This window comes from Nocardia sp. NPDC059195 (assembly GCF_042754695.1).
GTDB lineage: Bacteria > Actinomycetota > Actinomycetes > Mycobacteriales > Mycobacteriaceae > Nocardia.
Genome location: NZ_JBHZBG010000002.1, coordinates 47,854 through 71,767 on the forward strand (window position 1 = coordinate 47,854; position 23,914 = coordinate 71,767).

A 23,914-nucleotide genomic window follows, 5' to 3' on the forward strand; every position below is an offset into this window, starting at 1 on the left:
ACTCACTTGGATGCGACGTTGCCGGCGGGCTGGGACTGCTGCCCGTTCACCGGCTGGGGAACAGGCTGTTGCTGGGCGGGCGGCTGCGGTACCGGCTGCGGTGCGGCCTGACCGTTGACGGCCTGCGGGGCGACCTGTGGCAGACCGACGGTCTGCAGCACCCGCTTGATCACGTCCTCGGGCGAAACCTCGTCGGCCATCGCGTCATACGAGAGCACCAGACGGTGCCGCAGCACGTCCGGGATCACCTCGACGACGTCCTGCGGCACCACGTAGTCACGGCCACGGATCAGCGCGACCGAGCGCGCCGCGGCGATGATACCGAGGCTCGCACGCGGGGAAGCGCCGTAGGAGATCCAGCTCGCCACATCGTCCATGCCGAATTCGGCCGGGGTGCGGGTCGCGGTGATCACGCGGACCACGTAGTCGACGAGCGCGTGGTGCACGAAGACGTTGGCGGCCACCTTCTGCAGGCGGATGATGTCCTCGGGCTCGAGAATCTGATTCGGCTCGGGCGCGCTCACACCCATCCGGTAGATGATCTCGCGCTCTTCCTCGACCGAGGGGTAGTCGACGAGGACCTTGAACAGGAAGCGGTCGCGCTGCGCCTCGGGCAGCGGGTACACGCCTTCGCTCTCGATCGGGTTCTGGGTCGCCATGACCAGGAACGGATCGGGCATCGGGTAGGTCTTGCCGCCGATCGACAGCTTGCGCTCGGCCATGACCTCGAGCAGTGCCGACTGCACCTTGGCCGGAGCGCGGTTGATCTCGTCGGCGAGCACGAAGTTCGCGACGACCGGGCCGAGCTCGGTGTCGAATTCCTCGCGGCCCTGCCGGTAGATGCGGGTACCGATGAGGTCGGTCGGCACCAGGTCCGGGGTGAACTGCACCCGGGAGAACGAGCCACCGATGACCTTGGCGAAGGTTTCCACCGCAAGAGTCTTCGCGACGCCCGGCACACCTTCGAGCAACACGTGTCCGCGGGCCAGCACGGCGACGAGCAAACGCTCGACGAGCCGATCCTGACCGACGATAACCCGCTTGACCTCGTAGATCGCCTTCTCGAGAGTCTGGACGTCACGCTCCAGGGTGCTCGGCGTAGCCGTACCGGCGTCCTTCGCCAGCTTCGGCCCGCTCACACCTTCCGTCGAAGTCACCAACATCCCCGCTTTCGCTTTGGTCCTGTGCGTGCGGCACCAACTATTCCATTGAATCGCCCAGCGCGCCGCAACCGGCCGGGACTACACAGCATTTCGTCATATGGGCGGCGTGACGCGCCAGCACACCCACACCCCCTTGCGATCCCCCGAAAACACGGTCCGACCAGTGCGGCGAACGCATTGCAGTGGCCTCGACGACGCGCGGTTACCCACCCGCGGTCAGCGTGCGATCGATACGTCGAACATCCGCTCGGCGTTCTGCAGTGACTCGGTCACGATCGTCTGACCGTTGGCGATCACCTCCCGCTGGTAGGTCGTGAGGTCGGTGCCGGAGGTCAGCGCCTTGGTCAGCCGGGCCGCGTCCCACAGGGCGGTGTTGGCGCCCGCCCCCGCGGCCGGGGTCATCGGGTGCACCGCATCGCCGAGCAGCGTCACCCGAGACGACGACCACGATCGCACGGTCAGACAGGTCCGCAAGGTGATCGGGAAGGCCACCGCCGGGTCCCCCGCGTCGACCAGCGCGCGAATCGCCGGATGCCAGTCGGCCACCGACCGTGCGACCATCGCCCACAATCGCTCGGGACTCCTCGCGAACAGGTCATCGTCGCAGACACCGAGCTTGTCGTTCGTCCCGGTCAGTACCGCCATCAGATAGTCGCCGTACTCCGGCGGCGGCTCCCGGAACAGCACCGGCGCGACAGCGAGGCCGACTCCCGCGTCATTGCTGACGAAACAGAACCCGCGCAGGAACGCAGCGGGCGCCAGCTCGCGAACGGCCGAGGTCAACGGCACTTTCCCGTAGACGCAACGCACTCCGATGTCGACGATGTCATTGCCGGGCACCAGCTGAGCACGCACCTGCGAACCCCAGCCGTCCGCCCCGACCAGGACGTCGGCCGCCGCCGATGTCCCGTCCGCGAAAGTTATCTCGACGCCGTCGGATGTCTCGAGGAACGAGCTGAACTGCTTCCCGAATTCGAGCACGTCGTCCAGCCCGGTCATCAGGGCGCGCCGAAACGCGTATCGGTCGACCGAGGTCACCGCGCCGGGCACCGAGACCGGGAAGACCTGCTCGAACCGCGAGTTCAGTTGTGCGTCGAAGCCCGCGACCAGGTCACCCGGCCGCGTAGCGGTCGCGATCACCCGGTGCAGTACCGCGTCGGGCAGCGTCACCGCCAGCGCCCGCTCCCCCACCGAGCTGATGTGCAGCCGATATCCCTGCCGGCGAGACTCCGAGGCGCGATCGCGCTCGTACACCGTCACTCCGAGCCCGGCCGCGCGCAGCCCCTGCGCGAGCGCCAATCCACCGATCCCCGCACCCACGATCGCGACCTTCATTGCCGACCCTCCTTCATCCAATGGGTTGATTCATTCATCCATTTGGTTGATTAATTTACCATGCCGGGTGAGAGTCCGCTAGGCTGGCGTGGTGCGGAGATCACCGGACCCCGAGCAACGCCAGCGCGACCCCGAACGCAGTAAGCAGCAGTTGCTCGACGCGGCGATTGCCGAGTTCAGCGCGCACGGGTTCCGTGGCGCGCGAGTGAGCGCGATTGCCGCGCGGGCCGGTGTCAACAAGCAGTTGATCTCGTACTACTTCGGCGGCAAAGAGGGCCTCTACAGGGCGGTCGCCGACCGCTGGCAGGCCGGCGAGCCGGCGGTCACCGCACCCGAGAGGCCCCTCGCCGAGCTCGTCGGGGCGTACGCGGTCGCCGCGCTCGAGCAGCCCGAGTTGCTGCGACTACTGGTCCGCGAAGGCCTGGAGCACGATGCCGGCACTCCGGATCAGCAGGAACAATTCGCCCGATTCCACGTGATGCTCGACGACTTCCGTCGCCGCAAGGTCGACGGCGAACTCGCGGCCGACCTCGATCCGCGTTACGCCGCGCTCGCCCTGTTCGGGCTGGCCGCCGCGCCGGCGGTGTTCCCACAGATCGCCCGCGCGCTCGATCTGGATGTCGGCAATGCCGACTTCGCCACCGAGTACGCCCACCAGGCGACCACCCTCGTCGCGCATCTCGCACAGGGCTGAATACCGGCTCAGTCGGTGACGATGCGGACCGCGTACGGCATGATGCCGTCTTCGCGGACCGGTGAGATCCGAACGATGTCGCCGGACTGGGGCGCTTCGATCATCTTGCCGTTGCCCAGATACATCGCCACGTGCTCGCTGCCGCCGGGGCCCCAGAAGAGCATGTCCCCGCGTTCGCGATCCTCGACGTTCACCCGGGTGCCCGCGTTGTACTGGTAGCCGCTGTAGTGCGGCAGCGAGACGCCGATACCGGCGAAGGCGTAGAGCATCAGGCCCGAGCAGTCGAAACCGACCTTGTCGAAGTCGCCGTGTGCGTCGCCGGTGCCGCCGTCGCGGATGCCGAGGGTCGGCCCGTCCTCGTCGCCGCCGCCCCAGGCGTAGGTGACGCCGAGCTGCGACATCGCGCGGTCGACCACCGTCTCGATCGCGGCCGAACCGGTGACCTGCGGCTGGGAGGGGCGTGGCTTGGTTCTGCGCGGCGACGCCGGGGTCGACTCGAGGTCGGTGTGCGGGCGGCTGCCCTCGTTGAGCTCGGCGGCGCGGTCGCGGGCAGCTTTGTCGGCGGCGGCACGCGCGGCGGCGGCGTTGGCCGCGGCCAGCAGGGCCAGCACCTCGGCTTCCCGTTGGTCGTCCCAGTTCAGGAAGATCTCGCGCTGGCTCTGGAGCCCGGCTACGGTCGAGCGGGCGACGTCGAGGGCGGACTGCGCGGCACTGCGGTCGCGGCGCAGGCCGTCGCGGGCCACGGCCTGGGTGTCGAACTCGGATTTAGCGATGTTCACCGCGGTCTGGGCGGCATCGCGCTTCTGCTCCGCGCCCGCCGCGGCGGTGTCGGCGTCGACCTTGGCCTGGCGGGCCGCGGAATTCTGATTGGCCTGGGCCACCTGGGCGCGGCGCAGATCGTCGAGGACCTGTCGCTGATTCCTCGACACCATCCCGAGCACCTGCGCGCGGTCCATCGCGGCATCCGGGGTCGAGGAGGCGAGGTAGGTGACGACCGAACTGGTGGCGGGGCGCACGTAGGCCTGGGTGGCGACCTGATCGAAATCATGGCGTGCCGCACCGACTTTCACGCCCGCGTCGGCCAGTTGGGTCTGGCTGTCGGCGACGGCGGCCGCGGCCGCGTCGGCGGCGTCGCGCGCGGTCTGCAGGTCGACGAGCGCCCGGTTGACCGCTTCCCGTTTGCCCGCGAGCTCGTCGTCGAGTTCGCGCAACTGCTGGTCGGCCGCGGCGACACGATTGATCAGCACGCCGATCTCGCTCACCCGCGCGTCGACCTGGGCTCCCGCGCCGGCGATCTCGCCGTCGGACGGATTGGGTGGCGGGGGTGGTACCGCCGCGACCGGTCCCGCGCTGCCGAGAACAACCAGCACCGCCAGCAAACCGATCGCTATCCGTAATAGACCTGGTTCGTCCTGCCTGCCCGTACCGCGCACGGCACCTCCGAGTATCTCGACTCGACATACGCCACCGGCGCATCAGCCGAAACACCGACCACAAGAGTCGACCAATGCCCCCTGTACCACCGCATTCACAATCGCGATCACCGCCACCGTACGACACATAGTTCCCAAAGGAAACAACTGCCACAGTGGCGCGCGGCAACAATTCATCGATTGCTCAGAATTTGCCTGACACGGGACAGTCTTCTACCCCGAAAAACAGACCGATGGTCTGGAAATGTGACTGGAGTGAAACCAGTTAGTTGGTGGAACTCGCGTCGATGCGCGGCGATGTGACGACGGCCTGCACGTCCGCATCGGGACCGCGGCGGACCTTGACCAGGTACAGCCCGGCTATCACCAGCGCCATGAGAGTCAGCAGCACCGTGGTGATGACGCCCCAGGAGACACCCTCCGGCTGCTCGAGCCGGTCGACGAAGGCCTGCACGGCCTGTTCGGGATGGTTGCCCTTGTACTTGGCCGAGTCCTCGGCCCACTCGAGCCGAACCCGGCTGATGCTGTCGCTGTAGGTACCGACCCAGTCGTCGCTGAACACCGCGACGGTGCCGTGCGTACTCTCGCCGACCTCGGTTGCCAGATCACGTAGGCTCGAGTCGTGGCCGGGATTACCGGGAACGATAACGACGCTGAGCGGGATCCCCTCGGATCGCGCCTGCGCGACGATCGCCGCCAGTTTCTCCTGATCCTGACCCTTGGGGGTCGCGACGTGATTGTCGGCGAGGTCGGACGCGACGCTGCTCAGCACGGTGTTCGGCGGCAGTTCGGCCGCCATCGGCGCAAAAGTGGTCATGTTCCATCCGGTCTGTCGAGCCACGATCGCCGGTGTCGCGACGGGCGTCCAACACTGCCAAGGTGAGCGTCACTGCGTCTTCCCCGACTTCGCTCGTCAGGCACAGTACGCGACGTACCGCTCGACTACGTCTGCACGGCACCACCGATGGCCCCCGCGTATTTCATAGGACAAGCGTACTGTTAGACTCGTACGGCGAGGAAACCGGCGCTTCACGGCGCCGGATACCCCCTCCGAAGACGCGAGCCGCCGGCACAGCCCCGCCGGCGGCACACCCTCACACATGAGTGGAGCTGACGTGACGAAGATTGATTCCTTCGGCGCCAAAGGCACGCTCGAGGTCGGAAGCAACTCCTACGAGATCTTCCGTCTCTCGGCTGTTCCCGGCACCGAGAAGCTGCCCTACGCCCTGAAGGTGCTGGCAGAGAACCTGCTGCGCACCGAGGACGGCGCCAACATCACCGCCGATCACATCCGCGAGATCGCGAACTGGGACCCCTCGGCACAGCCGAGCGTCGAGATCCAGTTCACCCCCGCGCGCGTGATCATGCAGGACTTCACCGGCGTGCCCTGCATCGTCGACCTCGCCACCATGCGTGAGGCCGTCACCGTCCTCGGTGGCGATCCGAGCAAGGTCAACCCGCTCTCCCCCGCCGACATGGTCATCGACCACTCGGTGATCTTGGACGTCTTCGGTCGCGCCGACGCGCTGGAGCGCAACGTCGAGCTCGAGTACGAGCGCAACGGCGAGCGTTACCAGTTCCTGCGCTGGGGCCAGGGCGCTTTCGACGACTTCAAGGTCGTCCCCCCGGGCATGGGCATCGTCCACCAGGTCAACATCGAGTACCTGGCGCCGACGGTCATGACCCGCAACGGTCAGGCCTACCCCGACACCTGTGTCGGCACCGACTCGCACACCACCATGGTCAACGGCCTCGGCGTGCTGGGCTGGGGCGTTGGTGGCATCGAGGCCGAGGCCGCGATGCTGGGCCAGCCGGTCTCCATGCTGATCCCGCGCGTCGTCGGCTTCAAGCTGACCGGTGAGATCAAGCCCGGCGTGACCGCCACCGACGTGGTGCTCACCGTCACCGACATGCTGCGCAAGCACGGCGTCGTCGGCAAGTTCGTCGAGTTCTACGGTGCAGGCGTTGCCGAGGTTCCCCTCGCCAACCGCGCCACCCTCGGCAACATGAGCCCCGAGTTCGGTTCCACCGCGGCGATCTTCCCGATCGACGGTGAGACCATCAACTACCTGCGCCTGACCGGCCGCAGCGACGAGCAGCTCGCGCTCGTCGAGGCGTACGCCAAGGAACAGGGCATGTGGCACGACGCCGACTCCGAGCCCGCGTACTCGGAGTACCTGGAGCTGGACCTGGGCACTGTCGTGCCGTCCATCGCAGGCCCGAAGCGCCCGCAGGACCGCATCCTGCTCAGCGACTCCAAGAACGCGTTCCGCTCCGACATCGTCAACTACGTCGGCGAAGGTGAGCTCACCGCGCTGGACGAGGCCGGCGAGGAATCCTTCCCCGCGTCGGACTCGGTTGCCGTGTCGGCCAACGCCGCCGACGACACCTACACCCCGGCCCATTCGGCCGCCAAGGGCGCCAACGGCCGTCCGTCCAAGCCGATCGAGGTCGTCGGTGAAGACGGCAACAAGTTCGTGCTCGATCACGGTGCCGTCGTGGTCGCGGGTATCACCTCCTGCACCAACACCTCCAACCCGTCGGTCATGCTGGGCGCCGCCCTGCTGGCCCGCAACGCGGTGGAAAAGGGTCTCGCGACCAAGCCGTGGGTGAAGACCAACATGGCGCCGGGTTCGCAGGTCGTCACCGACTACTACGAGAAGGCCGGTCTGTGGCCCTACCTCGAGAAGCTCGGCTTCTTCGTCGGTGGCTACGGCTGCACCACCTGCATCGGTAACACCGGTCCGCTGCCCGAGGCGATCTCGGCCGCGATCAATGACAACGACCTCTCGGTCACCGCGGTGCTCTCGGGCAACCGCAACTTCGAGGGTCGCATCTCCCCCGACGTGAAGATGAACTACCTGGCCTCGCCGCCGCTGGTCATCGCGTACGCGCTCGCGGGCACGATGGACTTCGACTTCGAGACCGACGCGCTGGGTCAGGACACCGACGGTAACGACGTCTTCCTGAAGGACATCTGGCCGTCCGCCCAGGAGATCGACGACACCATCAAGACGTCGATCAGCCAGGACATGTTCCGCAACTCCTACGCCACCGTCTTCGACGGTGACAAGCGCTGGCAGGAACTGTCGACCCCCGAGGGCGACACCTTCGCGTGGGACGAGAAGTCGACCTACGTGCGCAAGGCGCCGTACTTCGACGGCATGTCGATGGATCCCTCCCCCGTCACCGACATCTCCGGCGCTCGCGTGCTGGCACTGCTCGGCGACTCGGTCACCACCGACCACATCTCCCCGGCAGGCCCGATCAAGCCCGGCACCCCCGCCGCGCAGTACCTCGACGCCAACGGTGTGGCCCGCAAGGACTACAACTCGCTGGGCTCGCGTCGCGGTAACCACGAGGTCATGATCCGTGGCACCTTCGCCAACATCCGGCTGCGCAACCAGCTCCTGGACGACGTCTCGGGTGGCTACACCCGCGACTTCACCCAGGACGGTGGCCCGCAGGCGTTCATCTACGACGCCTCGCAGAACTACCAGGCCGCGGGCATCCCGCTGGTCGTGCTCGGTGGCAAGGAATACGGCTCGGGCTCCTCGCGCGACTGGGCTGCCAAGGGCACCAGCCTGCTGGGCGTGAAGGCCGTCATCACCGAGTCGTTCGAGCGCATCCACCGCTCCAACCTCATCGGCATGGGCGTTGTGCCGCTGCAGTTCCCGGCCGGGCAGTCCGCCGCGTCGCTGGGCCTGACCGGCACCGAGACCTTCGACATCGCGGGGATCACCGCCCTCAACGAGGGTGTCACCCCCAAGACCGTCAAGGTCACCGCCACCGCGGAAGACGGCAAGGTCACCGAGTTCGACGCGGTCGTCCGCATCGACACCCCCGGTGAGGCCGACTACTACCGCAACGGCGGCATCCTGCAGTACGTGCTGCGCAACATGATCCGCGGCTAGTTGTTCGACCCGATGGCGCGACATCGTAAGGTGTTGCGCCATAAGGGCATTCGTTTGCCCATGAATAATGCGACAGCCCCCGTCTCGGTTCGCCGGGGCGGGGGTCCGTGTATCCGCTAGTTGGAGGAATCATGCCCAAGGTCAGCGACGACCACCTCGCCGCCCGCCGCAGCCAGATCCTCGACGGTGCACGACGCTGCTTCGCCGAATACGGCTATGACGGCGCCACCGTGCGCCGCCTGGAAGAGGCCATCGGCCTGTCTCGCGGCGCGATCTTCCACCATTTCCGCGACAAGGACGCCCTCTTCTTCGCCCTGGCCAAAGACGACGCCGAACGCATGGCCGAAGTCGCCGCCAATCAGGGCATCGTCCAGGTGATGCGCGATATGCTCGCCCGCCCGGAGGAATTCAACTGGCTCGGCACCCGCCTCGAGATCGCCCGCCGAGTCCGCACCGACCCCGAATTCCGCGCGGGCTGGACCCAGCGCTCGGCCGAACTCACCGCCGCGACCCTGGCCCGCCTGGAACGCCGCAAAGCAGCAGGCGCCCTGCGCGACGATGTCCCCACCGACGTCTTGCTCGGCTACCTCGACCTGGTCCTCGACGGTTTGATAGCCCGGATCGCCTCGGGCCATACCAACGAAAACCTTTCCGCCGTACTGGATCTCGTCGAGGCCTCGGTGCGGCGCAAGGAATCCTGAGTTACGCTCGACACGGCCATGGAGTAGTTCAGTAGGTAGAACGCCGACTCCACAGGACGGATGTCGCGGGTTCGATTCCCGCCTCCATGGCCGCCGAACTTTCGCCGATTGCGCGCGGTGGGATCCTCATCGGAGGTCATTTCCCCGGCAGGGATCGGCTGGTCAGCTCGCCCAACCACTGAGCAAGGCGCGCGAGATCCGGTCCAGGGCCACACGATCCGCGGGCTCGAGCACCGACAGCATCGCGGTCTCGTTCTCGGTGTGCGCCACGACCACCGTGTCGACGAGTGCCCGACCTTCCCCGGTGAGCGCCACCCGCACGGCGCGTCGATCCTCGCGATCGGCGATGCGGCGAACCAGGCCCGCCGCCTCGAGTCGGTCGATGCGGCCGGTCATCCCCGCTCGCGACAGCATCAAGGTATCGGCGAGCACTGACGGGTTGAGTTCGAAGGGTGTACCCGAACGGCGCAGTGCCGCAAGCACATCGAACTCACCGCGCTGCAAACCGTGTGCGGTGAACACACTTTCGATCCGCGCCATCGCGATATTCATCAGCCTGCCGAGCCTGCCGAAGACCGCCATCGCCTCCAGCTCCAGATCGGGCCGTTCCAGCCGCCACTGCGCCGTGATCGCATCGACGACATCCGGTTCGCGTTCATCCATGGACACGATTCTATTCGCTGAGATATAGTTCGGTAGCGAATTATCAACTGGCGAATGGAAAAGACATGACGAACGCCCGCGACATCGCCCTCTGCCTGCCCGAGGACGCCGAGACCCTCGGCACCGAGAACGTACGGATGCGCCTGCTCACCGACGCGCATGCCAGCGACGGCGCGGTCAGCACGCTCGAGGTCACCATGGCGCGGGGTGCCGACGGCGCCGCACCGCACTTCCACACCCGCTCCGACGAGCTTTTCTACGTCGCCGACGGCGAACTCCAGGTCATGGCGGGCGACCGCATCCTCACCATCGGCGCGGGCGGCTCACTGGTCGTACCGCGGCAGATGCCACATGCCTTCGGCGCCACCCCCGACAGCGGCGCGCGCATCCTCATCGCACTGATGCCCGGCGTACAGCGCTTCGAGTACTTCCGCCTGCTCGACCGGCTGATCCACGGCGAAACGACCCATGACGAATTCATCGCCGCCCAAGAGGAATTCGACAATCACTTCGTCGACGCTCCCGCCTGGTGGGCCGAGCGCAACGCCCATCGCGGCTGACCCGTCATGCACTCACCCCGACACTGTGGCCGAGATTGCACACCGATCGGGAACAACGCCACCGGAGCAGCCGGTTGTACACCGTATGACGTTCTCCGTACCGGTCCTCGTCCGCGGCTATGAGCTCGACACCCAGGGCCATCTCAATCACGCCGTTTACCACCAGTACGGCGAACATGCCCGGTGGGAGCTGCTGCGCGCAGCCGGAATCCCGCAGGACAAGTTCATCGCCAGCGGTGTCGGTGCGGTGGTACTCGAGTCGACCATCAAATACAAGCGTGAGCTGCGCGGTGGCGACGAGGTCACCGTGACCTGCGCCTTCGATTGGCGCGAAGGCGAGAAGGTCTTCCGGTTCCACCACCAGATCATCAAGCTCGACGGTACCGTCGCCGCGGAGATCACCGTCGTGGCCGGCGCGATGGATCTCACGGCCCGCCGACTCGTCCCCAACCCGGCCGAACACTTCCGCGAGCTCGCCGAGAATCCCGAACTGCTCGGCCTCTAGACACCACACCCCGCGCGGCAGGCAACCTCCGGCACAGACCCGGGGATGCCTGCCGCGCCGTTGTCATCCACGTTTGCTGCCGGATTGCCCATGAGAACACAGTTCCCGCATCCGAGTTGTCCGAAATTCTTTCCCCGCAAGGCGATCACGCGCCGCTCGGCGGTTTGCCCGGCGCTCCGCAAATCTTGCGAACCCGCTCGGCGGACCACGCGTTCACGCTATGATCCGAAGCACCTTTTGGGGTTCTGGCAAATCGCGAGCAGACGAGAAAGATCGGAGTGAGTGCCCATGACCGACGCCATCCACCTCCCCGCTACCGCGTCGTCCCGAGATCGGGGCCCCGCCTTGCGCGGATTGCTGGTGGCCGAGTCCGATCGCGACATCTCGGTGCGCGTCGACGGTGGTACCTGGACTTTCGACCGCAACGACGTCGTGCGACTCACCGAAGACCGCGCGGGCGTGGGTGAACGTCAGGTCCGGGTCGACATCCGCCCCGGCGCCACCGCCGATTTCACCCGGCGCATGCGCGTCGAGCTCGTCGACCGGCCGATCACCCTCGCGCCGGAACCGTCGGAGGCGCTGGGCGACGAGCAGCTGGCCCGCGCCACCCGCGGCTGGGCGACGAAACTGCGCATCGCCGAACGAGGTGGTGTCACCGGGGCGACGTTCACCTTCCGCGACGGCATCAACTGCGACAGCCTCGACTGAAACGGCACAGAAGTCATGGAAGGCGCTACCGATGCCGTGCTCATCGTCTCCGAAACCGACGACCTGCACGCCGATGCGCTGGCGTCCACCCTGCGAGAACACCACGGGCTGGACCCGATTCGGCTCGATTTGCGCGACTTCCCCTCCGAGACCGGCAGTTTCAGACTGGACAAAGCCGGCACCAACCGCGCGCTCTCGCACGTCCACGGGCTCGACGACGTGCGCGCGGTGTGGTGGCGCAGGCCGCACCCATGCCAGGTTCCCACCGGCATGCGCGTGGCCGACGACGAGTTCCGCCAAGCCGAATGCGACGGGTTCCTCCAGGGCATGCTCTGGTCGATCCCGGCCTACTGGGTCAACGATCCGGCCGCCGAACGCACCGCGACGCGCAAGATCGTGCAGCTCGAAACCGCGCAGCGGGCGGGCTTCACGATCCCGGAAACACTGATCACCAACGATCCGGACGAGGCGCGCAGTTTCGTCGAATCCCGGTGTGGCCCAGTGGTGTACAAACGGACCGGCACCGGGCGTGGGGAATTCTCCGAGACCAGGATCATCACCAGGCCCGAGCTGAGCAGGCTCGAGTCGATCCGCTCGACGCCCACCACATTCCAGGACTATGTGGAGGCCAGCTGCGATCTGCGAGTGGTGTGGGTCGACGGTGTCGAGTGGAGTGTGCGCATCGACTCCCAAGCGGGGGTCGGTCGCATCGATTCCCGGCTCGACACCTCGGTCGCGTTCGCGCCGGATCGGCTGCCCGCCTCGGTGAGCAAGTCTCTCGCGACCCTGATGGGCGCGCTCGGGCTCAGTTTCGGCGTGGTCGACCTACGCCTCGGCAGCGACGGCGAGTACTACTTCCTCGAGGTGAACCCGCAGGGGCAGTTCGCGTACCTCGAGATCAAGACGGGGCTGCCACTGTTCGCCAGCCTGGCGAATCTGCTGGTCCGCGGCGACGGAGCCGTCGCGGGCTGGTAGCGCCTGGCGTCGACGCCGCGCCGCTCAGTCGGCCGGATTCTTGCGCCGATTGGCGCCGCCGCGCCCACGCAGTTCGACATGTGACTCGACCAGCACATTGTGGATGAAGCCGTACGAGCGGCCGGTGGACCTGGCCAGGGTGCGAATAGACGCGCCCGCCTCGTACTGCTTCTTCAACTGGGACTGCAACCGGTCGCGGGACTTGCCCGTGACCCGGGTGCCCTTGCCCAGCGCGGCCTTGCCGATCGTCGATTTACCCTTGGCCGACCTAGCGGCCTGTCTGACACTGTCGCTCATGGCTTCCTCCGAGTCGCCGAGCACTCCTTCCAGGCTAGACACTCCGCACTCGGTGATCAACGAAAACAGTGATCAAACTCACGCGGCCCCGGCGAGTTCCTCCCCGACACCGCGTTTCACGCACGACACACCAGCCCTATGCAGGATCTGACCTTCACCTGACTCCGGGGTCCTGCGTGGTGACGCTGCGCTACCGCCTCCGCGCCCTGACGGATCAGGCGAGATCGATGAGCTCCGCGTATTCGGCGGACCAGTGGTCCTCGGTGCCGTCGGGAAGCAGAATGACCCGCTCCGGGTTGAGCGCCTCGGCCGCGCCGGGATCGTGCGTCACCAGCACCACGGCGCCCGCGTAGGTGCGCAGAGCCTCGAGCACCTGCTCGCGCGAGACCGGGTCGAGGTTGTTGGTCGGCTCGTCGAGCAGCAGCACGTTGGCCGCCGAGGACACCAGCCCGGCCAGCGCCAGACGCGTCTTCTCACCACCGGACAGCGTGCCCGCCGGCTGGTCGAGCTGCGGCCCGGTGAACATGAACGCACCGAGCAGGCTGCGCAGCTCCTGCTCCCCCGCGTCCGGGGAGGCATGGCGGATGTTCTCCCACACCGAGGCCTGATCGTCGAGGGTGTCGTGCTCCTGGGCGAAATAGCCGACCTTGAGCCCGCGCCCCTGCTCGACGCCACCCGCGGTCGGCGTCTCGACACCGGCGAGCAGTTTCAGCATGGTCGTCTTACCGGCACCGTTGAGCCCGAGCACCACCACGCGGCTGCCCTTGTCGACAGCGAAGTTCACGCCGGTGAAGATTTCCAGGGATCCGTAGAGCTTGGTCAGGTCTTTCACCATCAGCGGCGTCTTGCTGCAGGCCGCGGGCTCGGGGAACCGGATGCGGGCGACCTTGTCGCTCACGCGCACGTCGTCGAGCTCGTTGATCAACCGTTCGGCGCGACGCACCATCTGGTGTGCCGCAGCGGCTTTGGTGGCCTTCGCGCCGAGCTTGGCGGCCTGCTGACGCAGCGCGCCCGCCTTCTTCTCGGCATTGGCGCGCTCGCGGACGCGGCGCTGCTCGTCGGTCGCGCGCGCGTCGAGGTACTTCTTCCAGCCCATGTTGTACACGTCGGGCTCACCACGCACGGCGTCGAGGAACCACACCTTGTTCACCACGTCGCCGAGCAGTTCCACGTCGTGGCTGATCACGATCAGACCGCCGTCATGGCTCTGCAGGAATCCGCGCAGCCAGGTGATGGAGTCGGCGTCGAGGTGGTTCGTAGGCTCGTCGAGCAGCAGGATGCGGTCGGAGCGCCCACCCGAGCCGTCGGACGCGGAGAACAGGATGCGGGCCAGCTCGATGCGGCGCCGCTGACCACCGGAGAGGGTGCGCAACTGCTGGTCGAGGACGCGGTCGGGCAGGCCGAGGCTGTTGCAGATGCGTGCCGCCTCGCTTTCGGCGACATAGCCACCGAGCGAGGAGAACTGGTCCTCGAGGCGGCCGTACCGGCGAATCGCCTTGTCGCGGGCCGCATCGTCGGCGACCTCGGCCATCTCGACCTGGGCCTTCTCCATGTCGCGCAGCAGGACGTCGAGCCCGCGCGCCGAGAGCACCCGGTCTTTGGCGATCACATCGAGATCGCCTTCCTTCGGGTCCTGCGGCAGGTAGCCGATGTCGGTGGAGCGAGTGATCTTTCCGGCGTACGGCTCACCCTCGCCCGCGAGGATGCGCAAGGTGGTGGTCTTGCCCGCGCCGTTGCGACCGACCAGTCCGATCCGGTCGCCGGACTGCACCCGCAGCGCCGGCCCAGGGGCCGAGAGCAGGGTGCGGACTCCGGCCCGGACCTCCAGGTCGGTCGCCGTGATCACAGAGTTCTCCTCAGAGTAAGACAAGCGGGAAAGGTATTTCGGCAAGAACCACTTATTTTACCGTCGACGTCTCCGGAAGCCGAACCCGGCGCTGCCCGATGTGAGCGTGGTTACTCTCGTGCCATGACTACCGATCTCCTTGGCCGTACCGCCCTCGTCACCGGAGCCAGTCGCGGCATCGGCCTCGCGACCGCGGCCGAACTGATGCGCCGGGGCGCGAACGTGCTGATCACCGCCCGTAAACCCGAACCGCTCGAGGCCGCCGCGACCGAGCTGCGCGCGCTCGGCCACAAGGGCCAGGTGAGCACTTTCGCCGGCAACGCCGGCGATGCCGACGCACGCGCGGAGGCCGTAGCCAGAGCCGTCACCGAGTACGGCTCGCTCGACATCCTGATCAACAACACCGGCATCAACCCCGTCTACGGTCCGCTGATGGACGCCGATCTGGGTGGCGTCAGCAAGATCTTCGATGTGAACGTGGTGGCGTCGCTGGGCTATGTGCAGCAGGCCTACCGCGCGTGGATGGCCGAGCACGGCGGCGCCGTGGTGAACGTGGCCAGCGTCGCGGGCATCCGGTCCTCCGGTGTGATCTCGGCCTACGGCGCGTCGAAGGCGGCGCTGATCCGGCTCACCGAGGAGCTGGCCTGGCAGCTCGGCCCCAAGATCCGCGTGAACGCGGTGGCACCGGGCGTGGTCAAGACCAAGTTCGCCGACGCGCTGTACTCCGACAACGAGGAGCGCGCCGCGAGCGTGTACCCGATGAAGCGCCTCGGCGTGCCCGAGGACGTGGCCCGGCTGATCGCGTTCCTGGTCTCCGACGAGGCCGCGTGGATCACCGGTGATTGTGTGCGGGTCGACGGCGGGCTACTCGCCACCGGCGGCATCTGACACCGTGAATGAACGTCGAAGGGCGGCACCGGAACCGAACCGGTGCCGCCCTTCGGCCTTGCTTTACTGAACCGGGCCGGCGGCTCAGTCCGCGGTCTCGCGGCTTCCCGTCGACGCCGAGAGACTTTCCGGTACCCGCGCTCCGGCGCTGTCCTCGGTCCGTGCCGCCTCGGCCCGTGCCGCCTCGGCCCGTGCCGCCTCAGCTCGCGCGAGTGGATCAACGACGACGATCTCCTCGGGCCTGGCGGCGGCGAGCGGATCACGCACCACCACTTCACGTTTCGGCGATCGCGCCGTACCACTGTCGTCCAGGCCCCACCGGTCGTGCAGGCGGTGCAGGAATTCCGGTGCGTACCAGTTCGCCTCGCCGAGCACCTTCATCGCGGCGGGCAGCAGGAACCCGCGCACCAGGGTGGCGTCGACGATCACCGCCAGCGGCAGGCCGATGCCGAACGCCTTCATGAAGGTGATGTCGGAGGCCAGGAAGCCGAGGAACACCAGCGAGATGAGGATCGCGGCGGCGGTGACGATGCGCCCGACCCGTTCCAGGCCGAGCGCGACCGCGGTCTCGTTCTTGCCGGTGCGGTCGTATTCCTCCCGGATCCGCGACAGCAGGAACACCTGGTAGTCCATCGCGAGCCCGAAGGCGGCGGCGAACAACATCACCGGCACCGTGGCGGACAGATCCCCGGTGACGGTGAAGCCGAGCACGCCGGACAGGTGCCCGTCCTGGAAGATCCACACCAGCGCACCGAAGGTCGCGGTCAGGCTCAGCGCGCTGAGGATCACCGCCAGCACCGGCAGCACCACGCTGCCGGTGAGCGCGAACAGCACGATCAGCATCATGATCACCACGAAGCCGAGCGCCCATGGCAGTTGGTCCTCGATGGCGGCGACCGAGTCGGCATTGGCCGCGGCCACACCACCGACCAGCAATTCGCTCGGCGTGCGCACCGCGCGCACCTGCTCGACCAGACCGGCGAGGGCATCGCTGTCGCCGGTGGTCGGCACGATCGACAGGTAGACGGCCTTCTCGACCCGGAATCGCGCGTTGGCCGCCGTGGGTTCGACGAACAGCCCGCCCTGGGCGTAGCTGCCGGTGGCGGTGTCGACGCGGCGGACATTGTCCAGGTCGGACATGGCACGGGCGATGGTGTCGAGTCCCGCCGCGCTGTAAGCACTGTCCGGAAGCACCGCGACGAGGGTGTGCTGGTCGCTCTCGCTGAAGTCGCGCGCCACGATCTCGGTGACCTGACGGGAGTTCATCGATTCCGGCAGGGTTCGTTCGTCCGGGAAACCGAGTTTCACGCCGAGGAACGGTGCGCCGAGCAGGAGCAGGAGTGCGGTGACAGCGAGTCCGATGGAGATCGGCTTGCGCATCACGGCGCTGGCGAGCTTGTGCCAGGCACCCTCACCCGGTGCGGGACGCGGGGCGCGCAGGAACCACCAGCCGAGCTGACCCTTGTCGATGCGCGTACCGATCAGCAACAGCGCGGCGGGCAGCACGGTGAGCGACACCAGCGCCGCCAGCGCCGCGACGACGATGCCCGCGTACCCCATCGACCGGATCGCCAGCAGTGGGAAGAACAGCAACCCGGCCAGCGCCACCGCGACGGTGAGCGCGGAGAACGCGACGGTGCGGCCCGCGGTGCGCAGGGTGGTGGCCACCGCGCCGGCCGGGGTGCGGCCGTCGGCGAGCTCGTCGCGATAGCGGTTGACGATCAGCAAGCTGTAGTCGATGGCCAGACCGAGGCCGAGCAGCGTCGCCACGTTGGTCGCGGTGACCGACAACGGAGTGAACAGGGTGAGCAACCACAGCGCACCCATGGTGGTGAGCACGGTGCCGATCGCGACGAGCAGCGGCAGGCTCGCGGCGACCAGGCCGCCGAAGACGAACAGCAGCGCGATCAGGGTGAGCGGGAAGGCGATGGCCTCGCCCTTGGCGATATCGGTCTTGCTCTGCTGCACCGTCTCGTGCATGAGCATGGCGAATCCGCCCGCTCTGACCTGCAACGATCCTTGTTCACCCGTCAGCTCGTCGGAGATGGCGGTGACGCGTTCGTCGATCTCGCGTTCGCTGCCGAGCACACTCGCGACGATCAGACCCTGCTTGCCGTCGACACTGCGCAGCGCGGGCTGGTGGGAGGTCCAATACGACATCACCTCGGCGACACCGGCACGTTCCTGCAGGTTGGCGACCAATGCTGTTGCCGCCGCGGTGGATTCGGGGTCCTCGACCGACGACTCGGTCTCCACCAGCAGCAGCAGGTTCGGCGGCGCCTGTCCGAACTCCTCGCGCAACACCTCGAGCGCGTGGCTGGATTCGCTGCCGGGGTCGGTGTATCCGCCGCCGTCCACCCGCTCGAACAGCGTGGCGCCCAGTGCGCCGAGCAGCACCGCGAGCACCGCGAAAACGCCGAGCACCCAGCGACTGCGCCGCCTGGTGAATTCGAACACCGGATTGTCCCCTAACTCGTCACGCAACTGTGCATCACGCACATCGACGCGCGGGGGCTCGAAATACTTCCGGCCGTCCGCCTCGTCGGCCCGATCCTGTTGGCGGGTCGGCGCGTTCGCGAAGCGATCGTAGCAACTTCGTGGCGGCGCCGCCGGGCCTCTGGCATACCCTTGTTCTTCCCGGTCAGCTACCGGTCTCGGCCACGGCCGCACGGCGACGATCTCACCACCTCCGCAGACGGCGTCAAGGGCTCTCCGCGCCGAGTGCGGTGAGCGCCAAGGAGCACCCGGCACACCGTTTCGCGCCGAGGCGCCGGCGCTGTTCGGCTACCGGCCGGCCGCACCGATGACCGAGGTCACCACAGTGCGGCGCAGATGCGGCGGCAGGTCGGCGAACAGTGCGCGCATCGCGGCGAGGGTGCCGCCGAGGTCGCCATGGCCGGACAGATAGGAAAGCTGGAGGGAGGCAGGCAAACCGAAGAACACCTCGAAGAACACCGGGATCTCGCGGGGCGGAAGATCCAGCAGCGCACGTAATCCCGCGCGACGCAGCGCGGCCACCGCCCGCGCCCGTGGCGTCCACACCGTGCCACCCGCGACGACGGTGTCCGCCGCGGCGAGTGCGGCGGCGACGCTGTATCCGGTGGCGGGATGCGTCAGACCGCAGGCCGCACCGAATCGACCGTGCCCAGGTTTGCCGCCCTGCACCGGAAACCGCACTCGCTCAACAGGTTCGGCTCCGGTGAGCGCGATCCCGCGCGCACGCAGCCGATGTTCGAGTCTGCGCCGCAGCACCTCCGGCGCGAGCGCCGGCCGACCGGCGAGGCAGGTCTCCTCGAACAGCACGGAGTCGGCACCGAGCGGTACCGCGTACAGAAACGACGGCGGGTCGTCCGGGTCGGCACCGTTGTCGGGTCGCCAGTCCATGAACAGCGTCTGCTCGCGTTGATCACGGGCCACAACCACGCCGTACGCGGTCTGTTCGGCGCGACGCGGCGATCGCGCCAACCCCCGCGCATCGACGACCTGACCGGTACACGTCCGGCCGGCCGCCGTCCGCACTACTCGCGCGTCGACCTCGACAGCCCGGTCCGCGATCACGGTCGCGCCGTCCAGCGTCAGCGACGACTGCAACGCCGCCGTATCCAACACCTGATAGACGCGATCGATCCGATGCTCGCGCACCGCCCACGCCATCGGTGCGTCAACCGACGCCGCCACCACGCCGGAATCCAGCCACCGGGGCAACTCATCGGCCCACGCCGCATAGGTCGGTGTCCACACCCGATCCGGATGTGGATCGATCACCGTGACCTCGCGTCCCGCCGCCAGCGCACGATGAGCAACGGCCCGCCCCGCCGGACCGAGCCCACAGACGATCACCTCCACACCCACCCGTTGATTGGACCAGACGCACCGATTTCAAGCTCCGCCGGATCACGGACCAGCACCTATTCGGGATCGCTTGCTCGCCCCGGCGCGACATTTCGACCATGATGGGGTGCATGAGATCGATCTGGAAGGGCTCGATCGCTTTCGGGCTGGTCAATGTCCCGGTCAAGGTTTATACCGCGACCGAGGACCATGACATTCGGTTCCACCAGGTCCACGCCAAGGACGGGGGCCGGATCAAATATGACCGGGTCTGTCAGGTGTGCGGCAATTCTGTGCAGTTCGCCGATATCGACAAGGCCTATACCTCACCCGATGGCGAGCAGGTGGTGCTGACCGACGCCGATTTCTCGAAGCTGCCCGCGGCGGAGAAGCACGAGATTCCGGTGCTGGAATTCGTGCCGTCCGATCAGATCGACCCGGTGCTGTTCGACAAGAGCTATTACCTCGAACCGGATTCCGCGACGCCGAAGGCCTACCAATTGCTGGCGGCGACCCTCGAACGCATCGACAAGACCGCGCTGGTGCATTTCACGTTGCGCCAGAAGACCCGGCTGGCCGCGTTGCGCGTGCGAGACGGCGTGCTGGTCCTGCAGACGCTGCTGTGGCCCGACGAGGTGCGGGCCGTCGAATTCCCGTCGCTCGACGAGGTGCCTGCCCCGCGCCCGCAAGAACTGAAGATGGCCGAGACTCTCGTCGAGTCGATGTCGGGCGATTTCGACCCTTCCGAGTACACCGACGAATACCAGATCGAACTGCAGAAACTGCTCGACGAGGCGATCGCCAGCGGCACCGGCAAGGTCGAGCCCGCCGCGGAGACCGAGCCCGCCGAACAGGCTGACGCCGAAATCGTGGATCTGGTCGCCGCGCTGCAACGCAGTCTAGAGGCCAGCGGTCGCCGGGAAGCCGCCCCGGCGAAGCCCGCGAAGAAGGCCGCCAAGAAAGCCGCACCGCGCAAGGCCGCCACGAGCAAATCCACCGCATCGAAGACCGCGACCCGCAAGGGCGCGTAGGGCACACTGGCGGCTATGGACACCGCCATCGCTGTCGTGCCGATGGGATTGGGACATCTGCGTCAAGTCCTCGACCTCGGCCATCAGGTCTTCGATACCACCATCAAGCCGTACACGTCGTGGTCGCTCACGGCCGTCGCCGAGCACCTCGACAGCCCCGACAACGCCTGCTGGGTTGCCCTGGACTCCGACCGGGTAGTCGGGTTCGTACTCGGGTCGATGGAGTTCGAGCATCGCGACGACTGGGCGTATCTGGAATGGATCGCGGTCGCCCCCGATATGCAGGGCCACGGAATCGCGCGGCGACTGGTGAACGTGTGCTCGGAGGCGTTGTTCGCCCGCGGCGCCCGCCATATCGTCACCGATGTCGAGGACCGCAACAGCTCCTCGGCCGCGCTGATGACCAGCAGCGGGTTCGTGCCCGCCGCGACCGTCACCCTGCTGGTGCGGCCCAACCCCGCCGCCCCGGACGACGACGCTACGCTGCCGCCGATCACCAAACGCGACCTCGTCCGCCGCGGCAGATTGTCAATGGAGCACCCGCTCCGCTGATGTCCATAAGTTAGACGGGCGTCCCACTGTTCGCGAGGATTTCGCTCGAGGCAAGTCAAACCGTTGTCGGTGGGTGGTGACGGCAGCTTGGATGACCGAGTTCATCTTCTGCGAGCAATTCGGGAGTACAAGTGAAATTCCGTCGGACACTGGCGATCCCAGTGCTGATAGCGACCGCGGCCCTCACCCTGACCGCGTGCGGTTCCGATGACGCGTCGGGCACGGTGGTTCGGATCGGCACCACCGACAAGGACAAGGCTTTCGAGGTCTTCGAACAGAAGGCGAAGGAGCAGGGCATCACGCTGAAGGTCACCAATTTCTCCGATTACAAGCAGCCGAATACGGCGCTGTCGCAGAATCAGATCGACCTCAATCTGTTCCAGCATCTACAGTTCCTCGGCCAGTACAACGTGGCGAGCTCGGACACGCTCACCCCGATCGGCTCGACGTACATTGTGCCGCTGGGGCTCTACTCGAAAAAGCACAAGACACTCGCCGATATCCCGGCCGGTGGCGAGATCGCGATCCCCAACGATCCGACCAACCAGGCGCGCGCACTGTTCGTGCTGCAGGCCGCCGGGTTGCTGAAGATCACCGGCACCTCGGCCCAGCCGACCCCCGCCGACATCGACAAGAGCGTATCCAAGGTGCGGGTGACACCGGTGGATGCCGCCCAGACCGCGCTGTCACTGCCTTCGGTCGACGGTTCGGTCATCAACAACACCTTCCTCGAGCGTTCGGGCGTCGACCCGAAATCGGCGCTGTACAAGGATGATCCGAACAATCCCGCCGCCGAGCCCTACATCAATGTGATCGTCAGCCGGGCTGCGGACACAACGAATCCGACCTATCTGAAGCTGGTCGAGATCTGGAAAGATCCGGCGGTGGCCACCGCGCACGCCGAGACCACCAAGGGCACCGCGGTCGCGGTGAACCGGCCCGGCGCCGAGCTCGAACAGATCCTGGACCGGGTGCAGCAGGGCATCCGCACCACCAAGTGAGCACACAACCCGCCGCCGTCGAATTCCGTTCCGTCACCAAGGTTTTCGGCAGCGGCGACAATCGGCACACCGCACTCGACGGCATCGACCTGCGGATCGAGCCGGGTGAGATCTTCGGCGTCATCGGCTATTCCGGCGCGGGCAAGTCCACGCTGGTGCGGCTGATCAACGCGCTGGACAAACCGACCTCGGGCACCGTCACGATCTCCGGCACCCCCATCACCGGGGTGCCGGAGTCGGCGGTGCGCCGGTTGCGCCGCGATATCGGCATGGTGTTCCAGCAGTTCAACCTGTTCCGATCACGCACCGCCGCGGGCAATATCGAGTATCCACTGAAGGTGGCGGGCTGGAAACGGGCCGAGCGCAAGGCCCGCGTGGCCGAGTTGCTCGAATTCGTCGGGCTCACCGACAGGGCGCGCGCCTACCCCGATCAGCTCTCCGGCGGGCAGAAGCAGCGGGTCGGGATCGCCAGGGCGCTGGCGACCTCGCCCTCGCTGCTACTGGCCGACGAGGCCACCTCCGCCCTGGATCCGGAAACCACGGCCGAGGTGCTGCGACTGCTGAAGAAGATCAATGCCGAGCTCGGGGTGACCATTGTGGTGATCACCCACGAGATGGATGTGATCCGCGCGGTTGCCGACCGGGTGGCGGTGCTCGCCGAGGGGCGGATCGTCGAATTGGCTGCCACCTTCGATGTTTTCGCCGCACCGCGGGCCGCGCCGACACGGTCGTTCGTGGCGACCGTGCTGCACAACCGGCCCGACGCGGCGGAGCTGGATCGGTTGCGGAAGCTGCACGGCGGCCGGTTGGTCACTGTCGACATCGACGATCACCACGGGATCGGGGCGGCATTGGCCGCCGCTACCGCCGCCGACGTGCGTTTCGAGATCGTCTACGGCGGGGTGAGTACGGTGCAGGACAAGACTTTCGGCAGCGTCACCTTGGCGCTGCACGGGCCCGATCCCGCGCTGGATCGGGCGGTCGCCGACCTGGAACGGAAGGCGGGCTGATGGAGACCAACTGGGAGAAATTGCGGCCCACGCTGTTCGAGGCGATCGGGACCACCGTTTATCTGGTCGGCGTGACGTTCCTCGTCGCGGGGGTGATCGGGCTGGTGCTCGGCACCGCGCTCTACACGACCCGCAAGGGTGGACTGCTGGCGAACGGGCCGATCTATGTCGTGCTCAATGTGTTCGTCAATGTGGTGCGCCCGATTCCGTTCATCATCCTGCTGGCCGCGCTCGGCCCGGTCACCCTGGAGGTGGTCGGCACCACGATCGGCTCCGAGGCGGCGCTGTTCGTGATGATCGTCGCGGCCTCGTTCGGGATCGCCCGGATCGTGGAGCAGAACCTGGTGACGGTCGATCCCGGGGTGATCGAGGCCGCGCGTGCGGTGGGCGCGGGACCGCTGCGGATCATTCTCACGCTGCTCATCCCGGAAGCGCTGGGGCCGTTGATTCTCGGCTACACGTTCGTGGTGATCTCGATTGTCGATATCTCCGCGATGGCGGGCACTGTCGGTGGCGGCGGGCTCGGTGATTTCGCCATCGTCTACGGATATCAGCAATTCCAGTGGCAGGTCACGATCGTGGCGGTGCTGATCATCATCGCCGGTGTGCAGGGTGTGCAGTTCTTCGGCAATTGGCTCGCCAGGAAAGTGCTGCGCCGCTGAATCCAGTAGTGGGGCGGGGGGGTTGAGGCCCGGCCGCCAAAGGGGGTTGTTTGTGTTTTGGGGTGGTATCCGCCCCGGAGTAGCGCGCCCCACCCCGGGCCGCCCCCCCCCCGGCCGGCAAACCAGGCGCGCGGATGGCGACCAC

At 67.1% G+C, this 23,914-nt stretch carries 22 protein-coding genes and 1 tRNA gene; 14 read left to right on the plus strand and 9 right to left on the minus strand.

What is annotated here, in order from left to right; genetic code table 11:
• Positions 1 to 2: 2 nt before the first annotated feature.
• Together ACFXKN_RS02930 and ACFXKN_RS02935 are read right to left on the minus strand one after the other, a co-directional pair.
• The gene (locus ACFXKN_RS02930; RefSeq protein ID WP_378945922.1) at positions 3 to 1,163 is read right to left on the minus strand and encodes an AAA family ATPase; all 1,161 of its coding nucleotides are present in this window, start codon (positions 1,161 to 1,163) and stop codon (positions 3 to 5) included.
• A 216-nt stretch (positions 1,164 to 1,379) separates the two neighbouring features.
• Positions 1,380 to 2,498: an FAD-dependent oxidoreductase gene (locus tag ACFXKN_RS02935; protein WP_378945919.1), complete on the minus strand. Its 1,119-nt coding sequence runs from the start codon at positions 2,496 to 2,498 to the stop codon at positions 1,380 to 1,382.
• 91 nt (positions 2,499 to 2,589) lie between these two features.
• Between ACFXKN_RS02935 and ACFXKN_RS02940 the strand changes: the two genes are divergently transcribed.
• Positions 2,590 to 3,192, plus strand: coding sequence for a TetR/AcrR family transcriptional regulator (locus tag ACFXKN_RS02940; protein ID WP_379432267.1), 603 nt, complete (start codon positions 2,590 to 2,592; stop codon positions 3,190 to 3,192).
• A gap of 8 nt (positions 3,193 to 3,200) precedes the next feature.
• On the opposite strand, the gene ACFXKN_RS02945 is transcribed toward ACFXKN_RS02940, so the two are convergent.
• Both ACFXKN_RS02945 and ACFXKN_RS02950 read right to left on the minus strand, forming a co-directional pair.
• Positions 3,201 to 4,625 (minus strand): NlpC/P60 family protein, encoded by a 1,425-nt coding sequence (locus ACFXKN_RS02945; RefSeq protein WP_378945903.1) that lies wholly within the window; start codon positions 4,623 to 4,625, stop codon positions 3,201 to 3,203.
• Positions 4,626 to 4,890: 265 nt separating this feature from the next.
• A complete protein-coding gene (locus ACFXKN_RS02950) occupies positions 4,891 to 5,442 on the minus strand; it encodes a DUF6676 family protein (protein ID WP_379432268.1) in 552 nt (183 codons plus the stop codon).
• A 283-nt stretch (positions 5,443 to 5,725) separates the two neighbouring features.
• On the opposite strand from ACFXKN_RS02950, the gene acnA reads away from it, so the two are divergent.
• The 3 genes from acnA (at position 5,726) to ACFXKN_RS02965 (ending at position 9,330) form a co-directional block, all read left to right on the plus strand.
• Positions 5,726 to 8,539 carry an aconitate hydratase AcnA gene (gene acnA / locus ACFXKN_RS02955; protein ID WP_379432269.1) on the plus strand — a complete coding sequence of 938 codons (2,814 nt, stop codon included), beginning with the start codon at positions 5,726 to 5,728 and terminating at the stop codon, positions 8,537 to 8,539.
• Positions 8,540 to 8,670: 131 nt separating this feature from the next.
• Positions 8,671 to 9,240 (plus strand): helix-turn-helix domain-containing protein, encoded by a 570-nt coding sequence (locus ACFXKN_RS02960; protein WP_358072240.1) that lies wholly within the window; start codon positions 8,671 to 8,673, stop codon positions 9,238 to 9,240.
• Positions 9,241 to 9,257: 17 nt separating this feature from the next.
• Positions 9,258 to 9,330: transfer RNA gene (locus ACFXKN_RS02965), tRNA-OTHER, on the plus strand.
• 72 nt (positions 9,331 to 9,402) lie between these two features.
• On the opposite strand, the gene ACFXKN_RS02970 is transcribed toward ACFXKN_RS02965, so the two are convergent.
• Positions 9,403 to 9,903, minus strand: a complete 501-nt coding sequence (locus ACFXKN_RS02970; RefSeq protein WP_379432270.1) for a MarR family winged helix-turn-helix transcriptional regulator — start codon at positions 9,901 to 9,903, stop codon at positions 9,403 to 9,405.
• Between the two features lie 65 nt (positions 9,904 to 9,968).
• Between ACFXKN_RS02970 and ACFXKN_RS02975 the strand changes: the two genes are divergently transcribed.
• The 4 genes from ACFXKN_RS02975 to ACFXKN_RS02990 all read left to right on the plus strand — a co-directional run bounded on the left by ACFXKN_RS02975 (position 9,969) and on the right by ACFXKN_RS02990 (position 12,651).
• Positions 9,969 to 10,463 carry a cupin domain-containing protein gene (locus ACFXKN_RS02975; protein WP_379432271.1) on the plus strand — a complete coding sequence of 165 codons (495 nt, stop codon included), beginning with the start codon at positions 9,969 to 9,971 and terminating at the stop codon, positions 10,461 to 10,463.
• An 85-nt stretch (positions 10,464 to 10,548) separates the two neighbouring features.
• Positions 10,549 to 10,968, plus strand: a complete 420-nt coding sequence (locus tag ACFXKN_RS02980) for an acyl-CoA thioesterase (protein WP_378945887.1) — start codon at positions 10,549 to 10,551, stop codon at positions 10,966 to 10,968.
• Positions 10,969 to 11,256: 288 nt separating this feature from the next.
• Positions 11,257 to 11,676: a hypothetical protein gene (locus ACFXKN_RS02985; RefSeq protein ID WP_379432272.1), complete on the plus strand. Its 420-nt coding sequence runs from the start codon at positions 11,257 to 11,259 to the stop codon at positions 11,674 to 11,676.
• Between the two features lie 15 nt (positions 11,677 to 11,691).
• Positions 11,692 to 12,651, plus strand: coding sequence for an MvdC/MvdD family ATP grasp protein (locus ACFXKN_RS02990; protein WP_378945879.1), 960 nt, complete (start codon positions 11,692 to 11,694; stop codon positions 12,649 to 12,651).
• 24 nt (positions 12,652 to 12,675) lie between these two features.
• On the opposite strand, the gene ACFXKN_RS02995 is transcribed toward ACFXKN_RS02990, so the two are convergent.
• Together ACFXKN_RS02995 and ACFXKN_RS03000 are read right to left on the minus strand one after the other, a co-directional pair.
• Positions 12,676 to 12,948: a helix-turn-helix domain-containing protein gene (locus tag ACFXKN_RS02995; protein ID WP_378945874.1), complete on the minus strand. Its 273-nt coding sequence runs from the start codon at positions 12,946 to 12,948 to the stop codon at positions 12,676 to 12,678.
• A gap of 214 nt (positions 12,949 to 13,162) precedes the next feature.
• A complete protein-coding gene (locus ACFXKN_RS03000) occupies positions 13,163 to 14,794 on the minus strand; it encodes an ABC-F family ATP-binding cassette domain-containing protein (RefSeq protein ID WP_378945871.1) in 1,632 nt (543 codons plus the stop codon).
• Between the two features lie 123 nt (positions 14,795 to 14,917).
• On the opposite strand from ACFXKN_RS03000, the gene ACFXKN_RS03005 reads away from it, so the two are divergent.
• Entirely contained in the window at positions 14,918 to 15,682 is a 765-nt protein-coding gene (locus ACFXKN_RS03005; RefSeq protein ID WP_378945867.1) for an SDR family oxidoreductase, read from the plus strand.
• Positions 15,683 to 15,766: 84 nt separating this feature from the next.
• On the opposite strand, the gene ACFXKN_RS03010 is transcribed toward ACFXKN_RS03005, so the two are convergent.
• Complete coding sequence (locus ACFXKN_RS03010) at positions 15,767 to 18,139, minus strand: MMPL family transporter (RefSeq protein WP_378945864.1); 2,373 nt, start codon at positions 18,137 to 18,139, stop codon at positions 15,767 to 15,769.
• A gap of 327 nt (positions 18,140 to 18,466) precedes the next feature.
• The gene (locus ACFXKN_RS03015) at positions 18,467 to 19,534 is read right to left on the minus strand and encodes a lycopene cyclase family protein (protein ID WP_378945861.1); all 1,068 of its coding nucleotides are present in this window, start codon (positions 19,532 to 19,534) and stop codon (positions 18,467 to 18,469) included.
• Between the two features lie 110 nt (positions 19,535 to 19,644).
• On the opposite strand from ACFXKN_RS03015, the gene ACFXKN_RS03020 reads away from it, so the two are divergent.
• The 5 genes from ACFXKN_RS03020 to ACFXKN_RS03040 all read left to right on the plus strand — a co-directional run bounded on the left by ACFXKN_RS03020 (position 19,645) and on the right by ACFXKN_RS03040 (position 23,769).
• Positions 19,645 to 20,544 carry a Ku protein gene (locus ACFXKN_RS03020; protein ID WP_378945858.1) on the plus strand — a complete coding sequence of 300 codons (900 nt, stop codon included), beginning with the start codon at positions 19,645 to 19,647 and terminating at the stop codon, positions 20,542 to 20,544.
• 15 nt (positions 20,545 to 20,559) lie between these two features.
• Positions 20,560 to 21,096: a GNAT family N-acetyltransferase gene (locus ACFXKN_RS03025; protein WP_378945853.1), complete on the plus strand. Its 537-nt coding sequence runs from the start codon at positions 20,560 to 20,562 to the stop codon at positions 21,094 to 21,096.
• A 131-nt stretch (positions 21,097 to 21,227) separates the two neighbouring features.
• The gene (locus ACFXKN_RS03030) at positions 21,228 to 22,097 is read left to right on the plus strand and encodes a MetQ/NlpA family ABC transporter substrate-binding protein (protein WP_378945848.1); all 870 of its coding nucleotides are present in this window, start codon (positions 21,228 to 21,230) and stop codon (positions 22,095 to 22,097) included.
• Complete coding sequence (locus ACFXKN_RS03035; RefSeq protein WP_378945845.1) at positions 22,094 to 23,107, plus strand: methionine ABC transporter ATP-binding protein; 1,014 nt, start codon at positions 22,094 to 22,096, stop codon at positions 23,105 to 23,107. Before ACFXKN_RS03030 ends, ACFXKN_RS03035 begins: the two co-directional genes overlap by 4 nt.
• Positions 23,107 to 23,769 (plus strand): methionine ABC transporter permease, encoded by a 663-nt coding sequence (locus ACFXKN_RS03040; protein ID WP_378945841.1) that lies wholly within the window; start codon positions 23,107 to 23,109, stop codon positions 23,767 to 23,769. Before ACFXKN_RS03035 ends, ACFXKN_RS03040 begins: the two co-directional genes overlap by 1 nt.
• Positions 23,770 to 23,914 lie beyond the last annotated feature (145 nt).

Coding starts and splice junctions, on each gene's coding strand:
- ACFXKN_RS02960 (WP_358072240.1), top strand. CDS start 8,671: ATGCCCAAGGTCAGCGACGACCACCTCGCCGCCCGCCGCAGCCAGATC.
- ACFXKN_RS02990 (WP_378945879.1), top strand. CDS start 11,692: ATGGAAGGCGCTACCGATGCCGTGCTCATCGTCTCCGAAACCGACGAC.
- ACFXKN_RS02930 (WP_378945922.1), bottom strand. CDS start 1,163: ATGTTGGTGACTTCGACGGAAGGTGTGAGCGGGCCGAAGCTGGCGAAG.
- ACFXKN_RS02980 (WP_378945887.1), top strand. CDS start 10,549: ATGACGTTCTCCGTACCGGTCCTCGTCCGCGGCTATGAGCTCGACACC.
- ACFXKN_RS03020 (WP_378945858.1), top strand. CDS start 19,645: ATGAGATCGATCTGGAAGGGCTCGATCGCTTTCGGGCTGGTCAATGTC.
- ACFXKN_RS02950 (WP_379432268.1), bottom strand. CDS start 5,442: ATGACCACTTTTGCGCCGATGGCGGCCGAACTGCCGCCGAACACCGTG.
- ACFXKN_RS02970 (WP_379432270.1), bottom strand. CDS start 9,903: ATGGATGAACGCGAACCGGATGTCGTCGATGCGATCACGGCGCAGTGG.
- ACFXKN_RS03005 (WP_378945867.1), top strand. CDS start 14,918: ATGACTACCGATCTCCTTGGCCGTACCGCCCTCGTCACCGGAGCCAGT.
- ACFXKN_RS03040 (WP_378945841.1), top strand. CDS start 23,107: ATGGAGACCAACTGGGAGAAATTGCGGCCCACGCTGTTCGAGGCGATC.
- ACFXKN_RS02935 (WP_378945919.1), bottom strand. CDS start 2,498: ATGAAGGTCGCGATCGTGGGTGCGGGGATCGGTGGATTGGCGCTCGCG.
- ACFXKN_RS03025 (WP_378945853.1), top strand. CDS start 20,560: ATGGACACCGCCATCGCTGTCGTGCCGATGGGATTGGGACATCTGCGT.
- ACFXKN_RS02975 (WP_379432271.1), top strand. CDS start 9,969: ATGACGAACGCCCGCGACATCGCCCTCTGCCTGCCCGAGGACGCCGAG.
- ACFXKN_RS02995 (WP_378945874.1), bottom strand. CDS start 12,948: ATGAGCGACAGTGTCAGACAGGCCGCTAGGTCGGCCAAGGGTAAATCG.
- ACFXKN_RS02985 (WP_379432272.1), top strand. CDS start 11,257: ATGACCGACGCCATCCACCTCCCCGCTACCGCGTCGTCCCGAGATCGG.
- acnA (WP_379432269.1), top strand. CDS start 5,726: ATGAGTGGAGCTGACGTGACGAAGATTGATTCCTTCGGCGCCAAAGGC.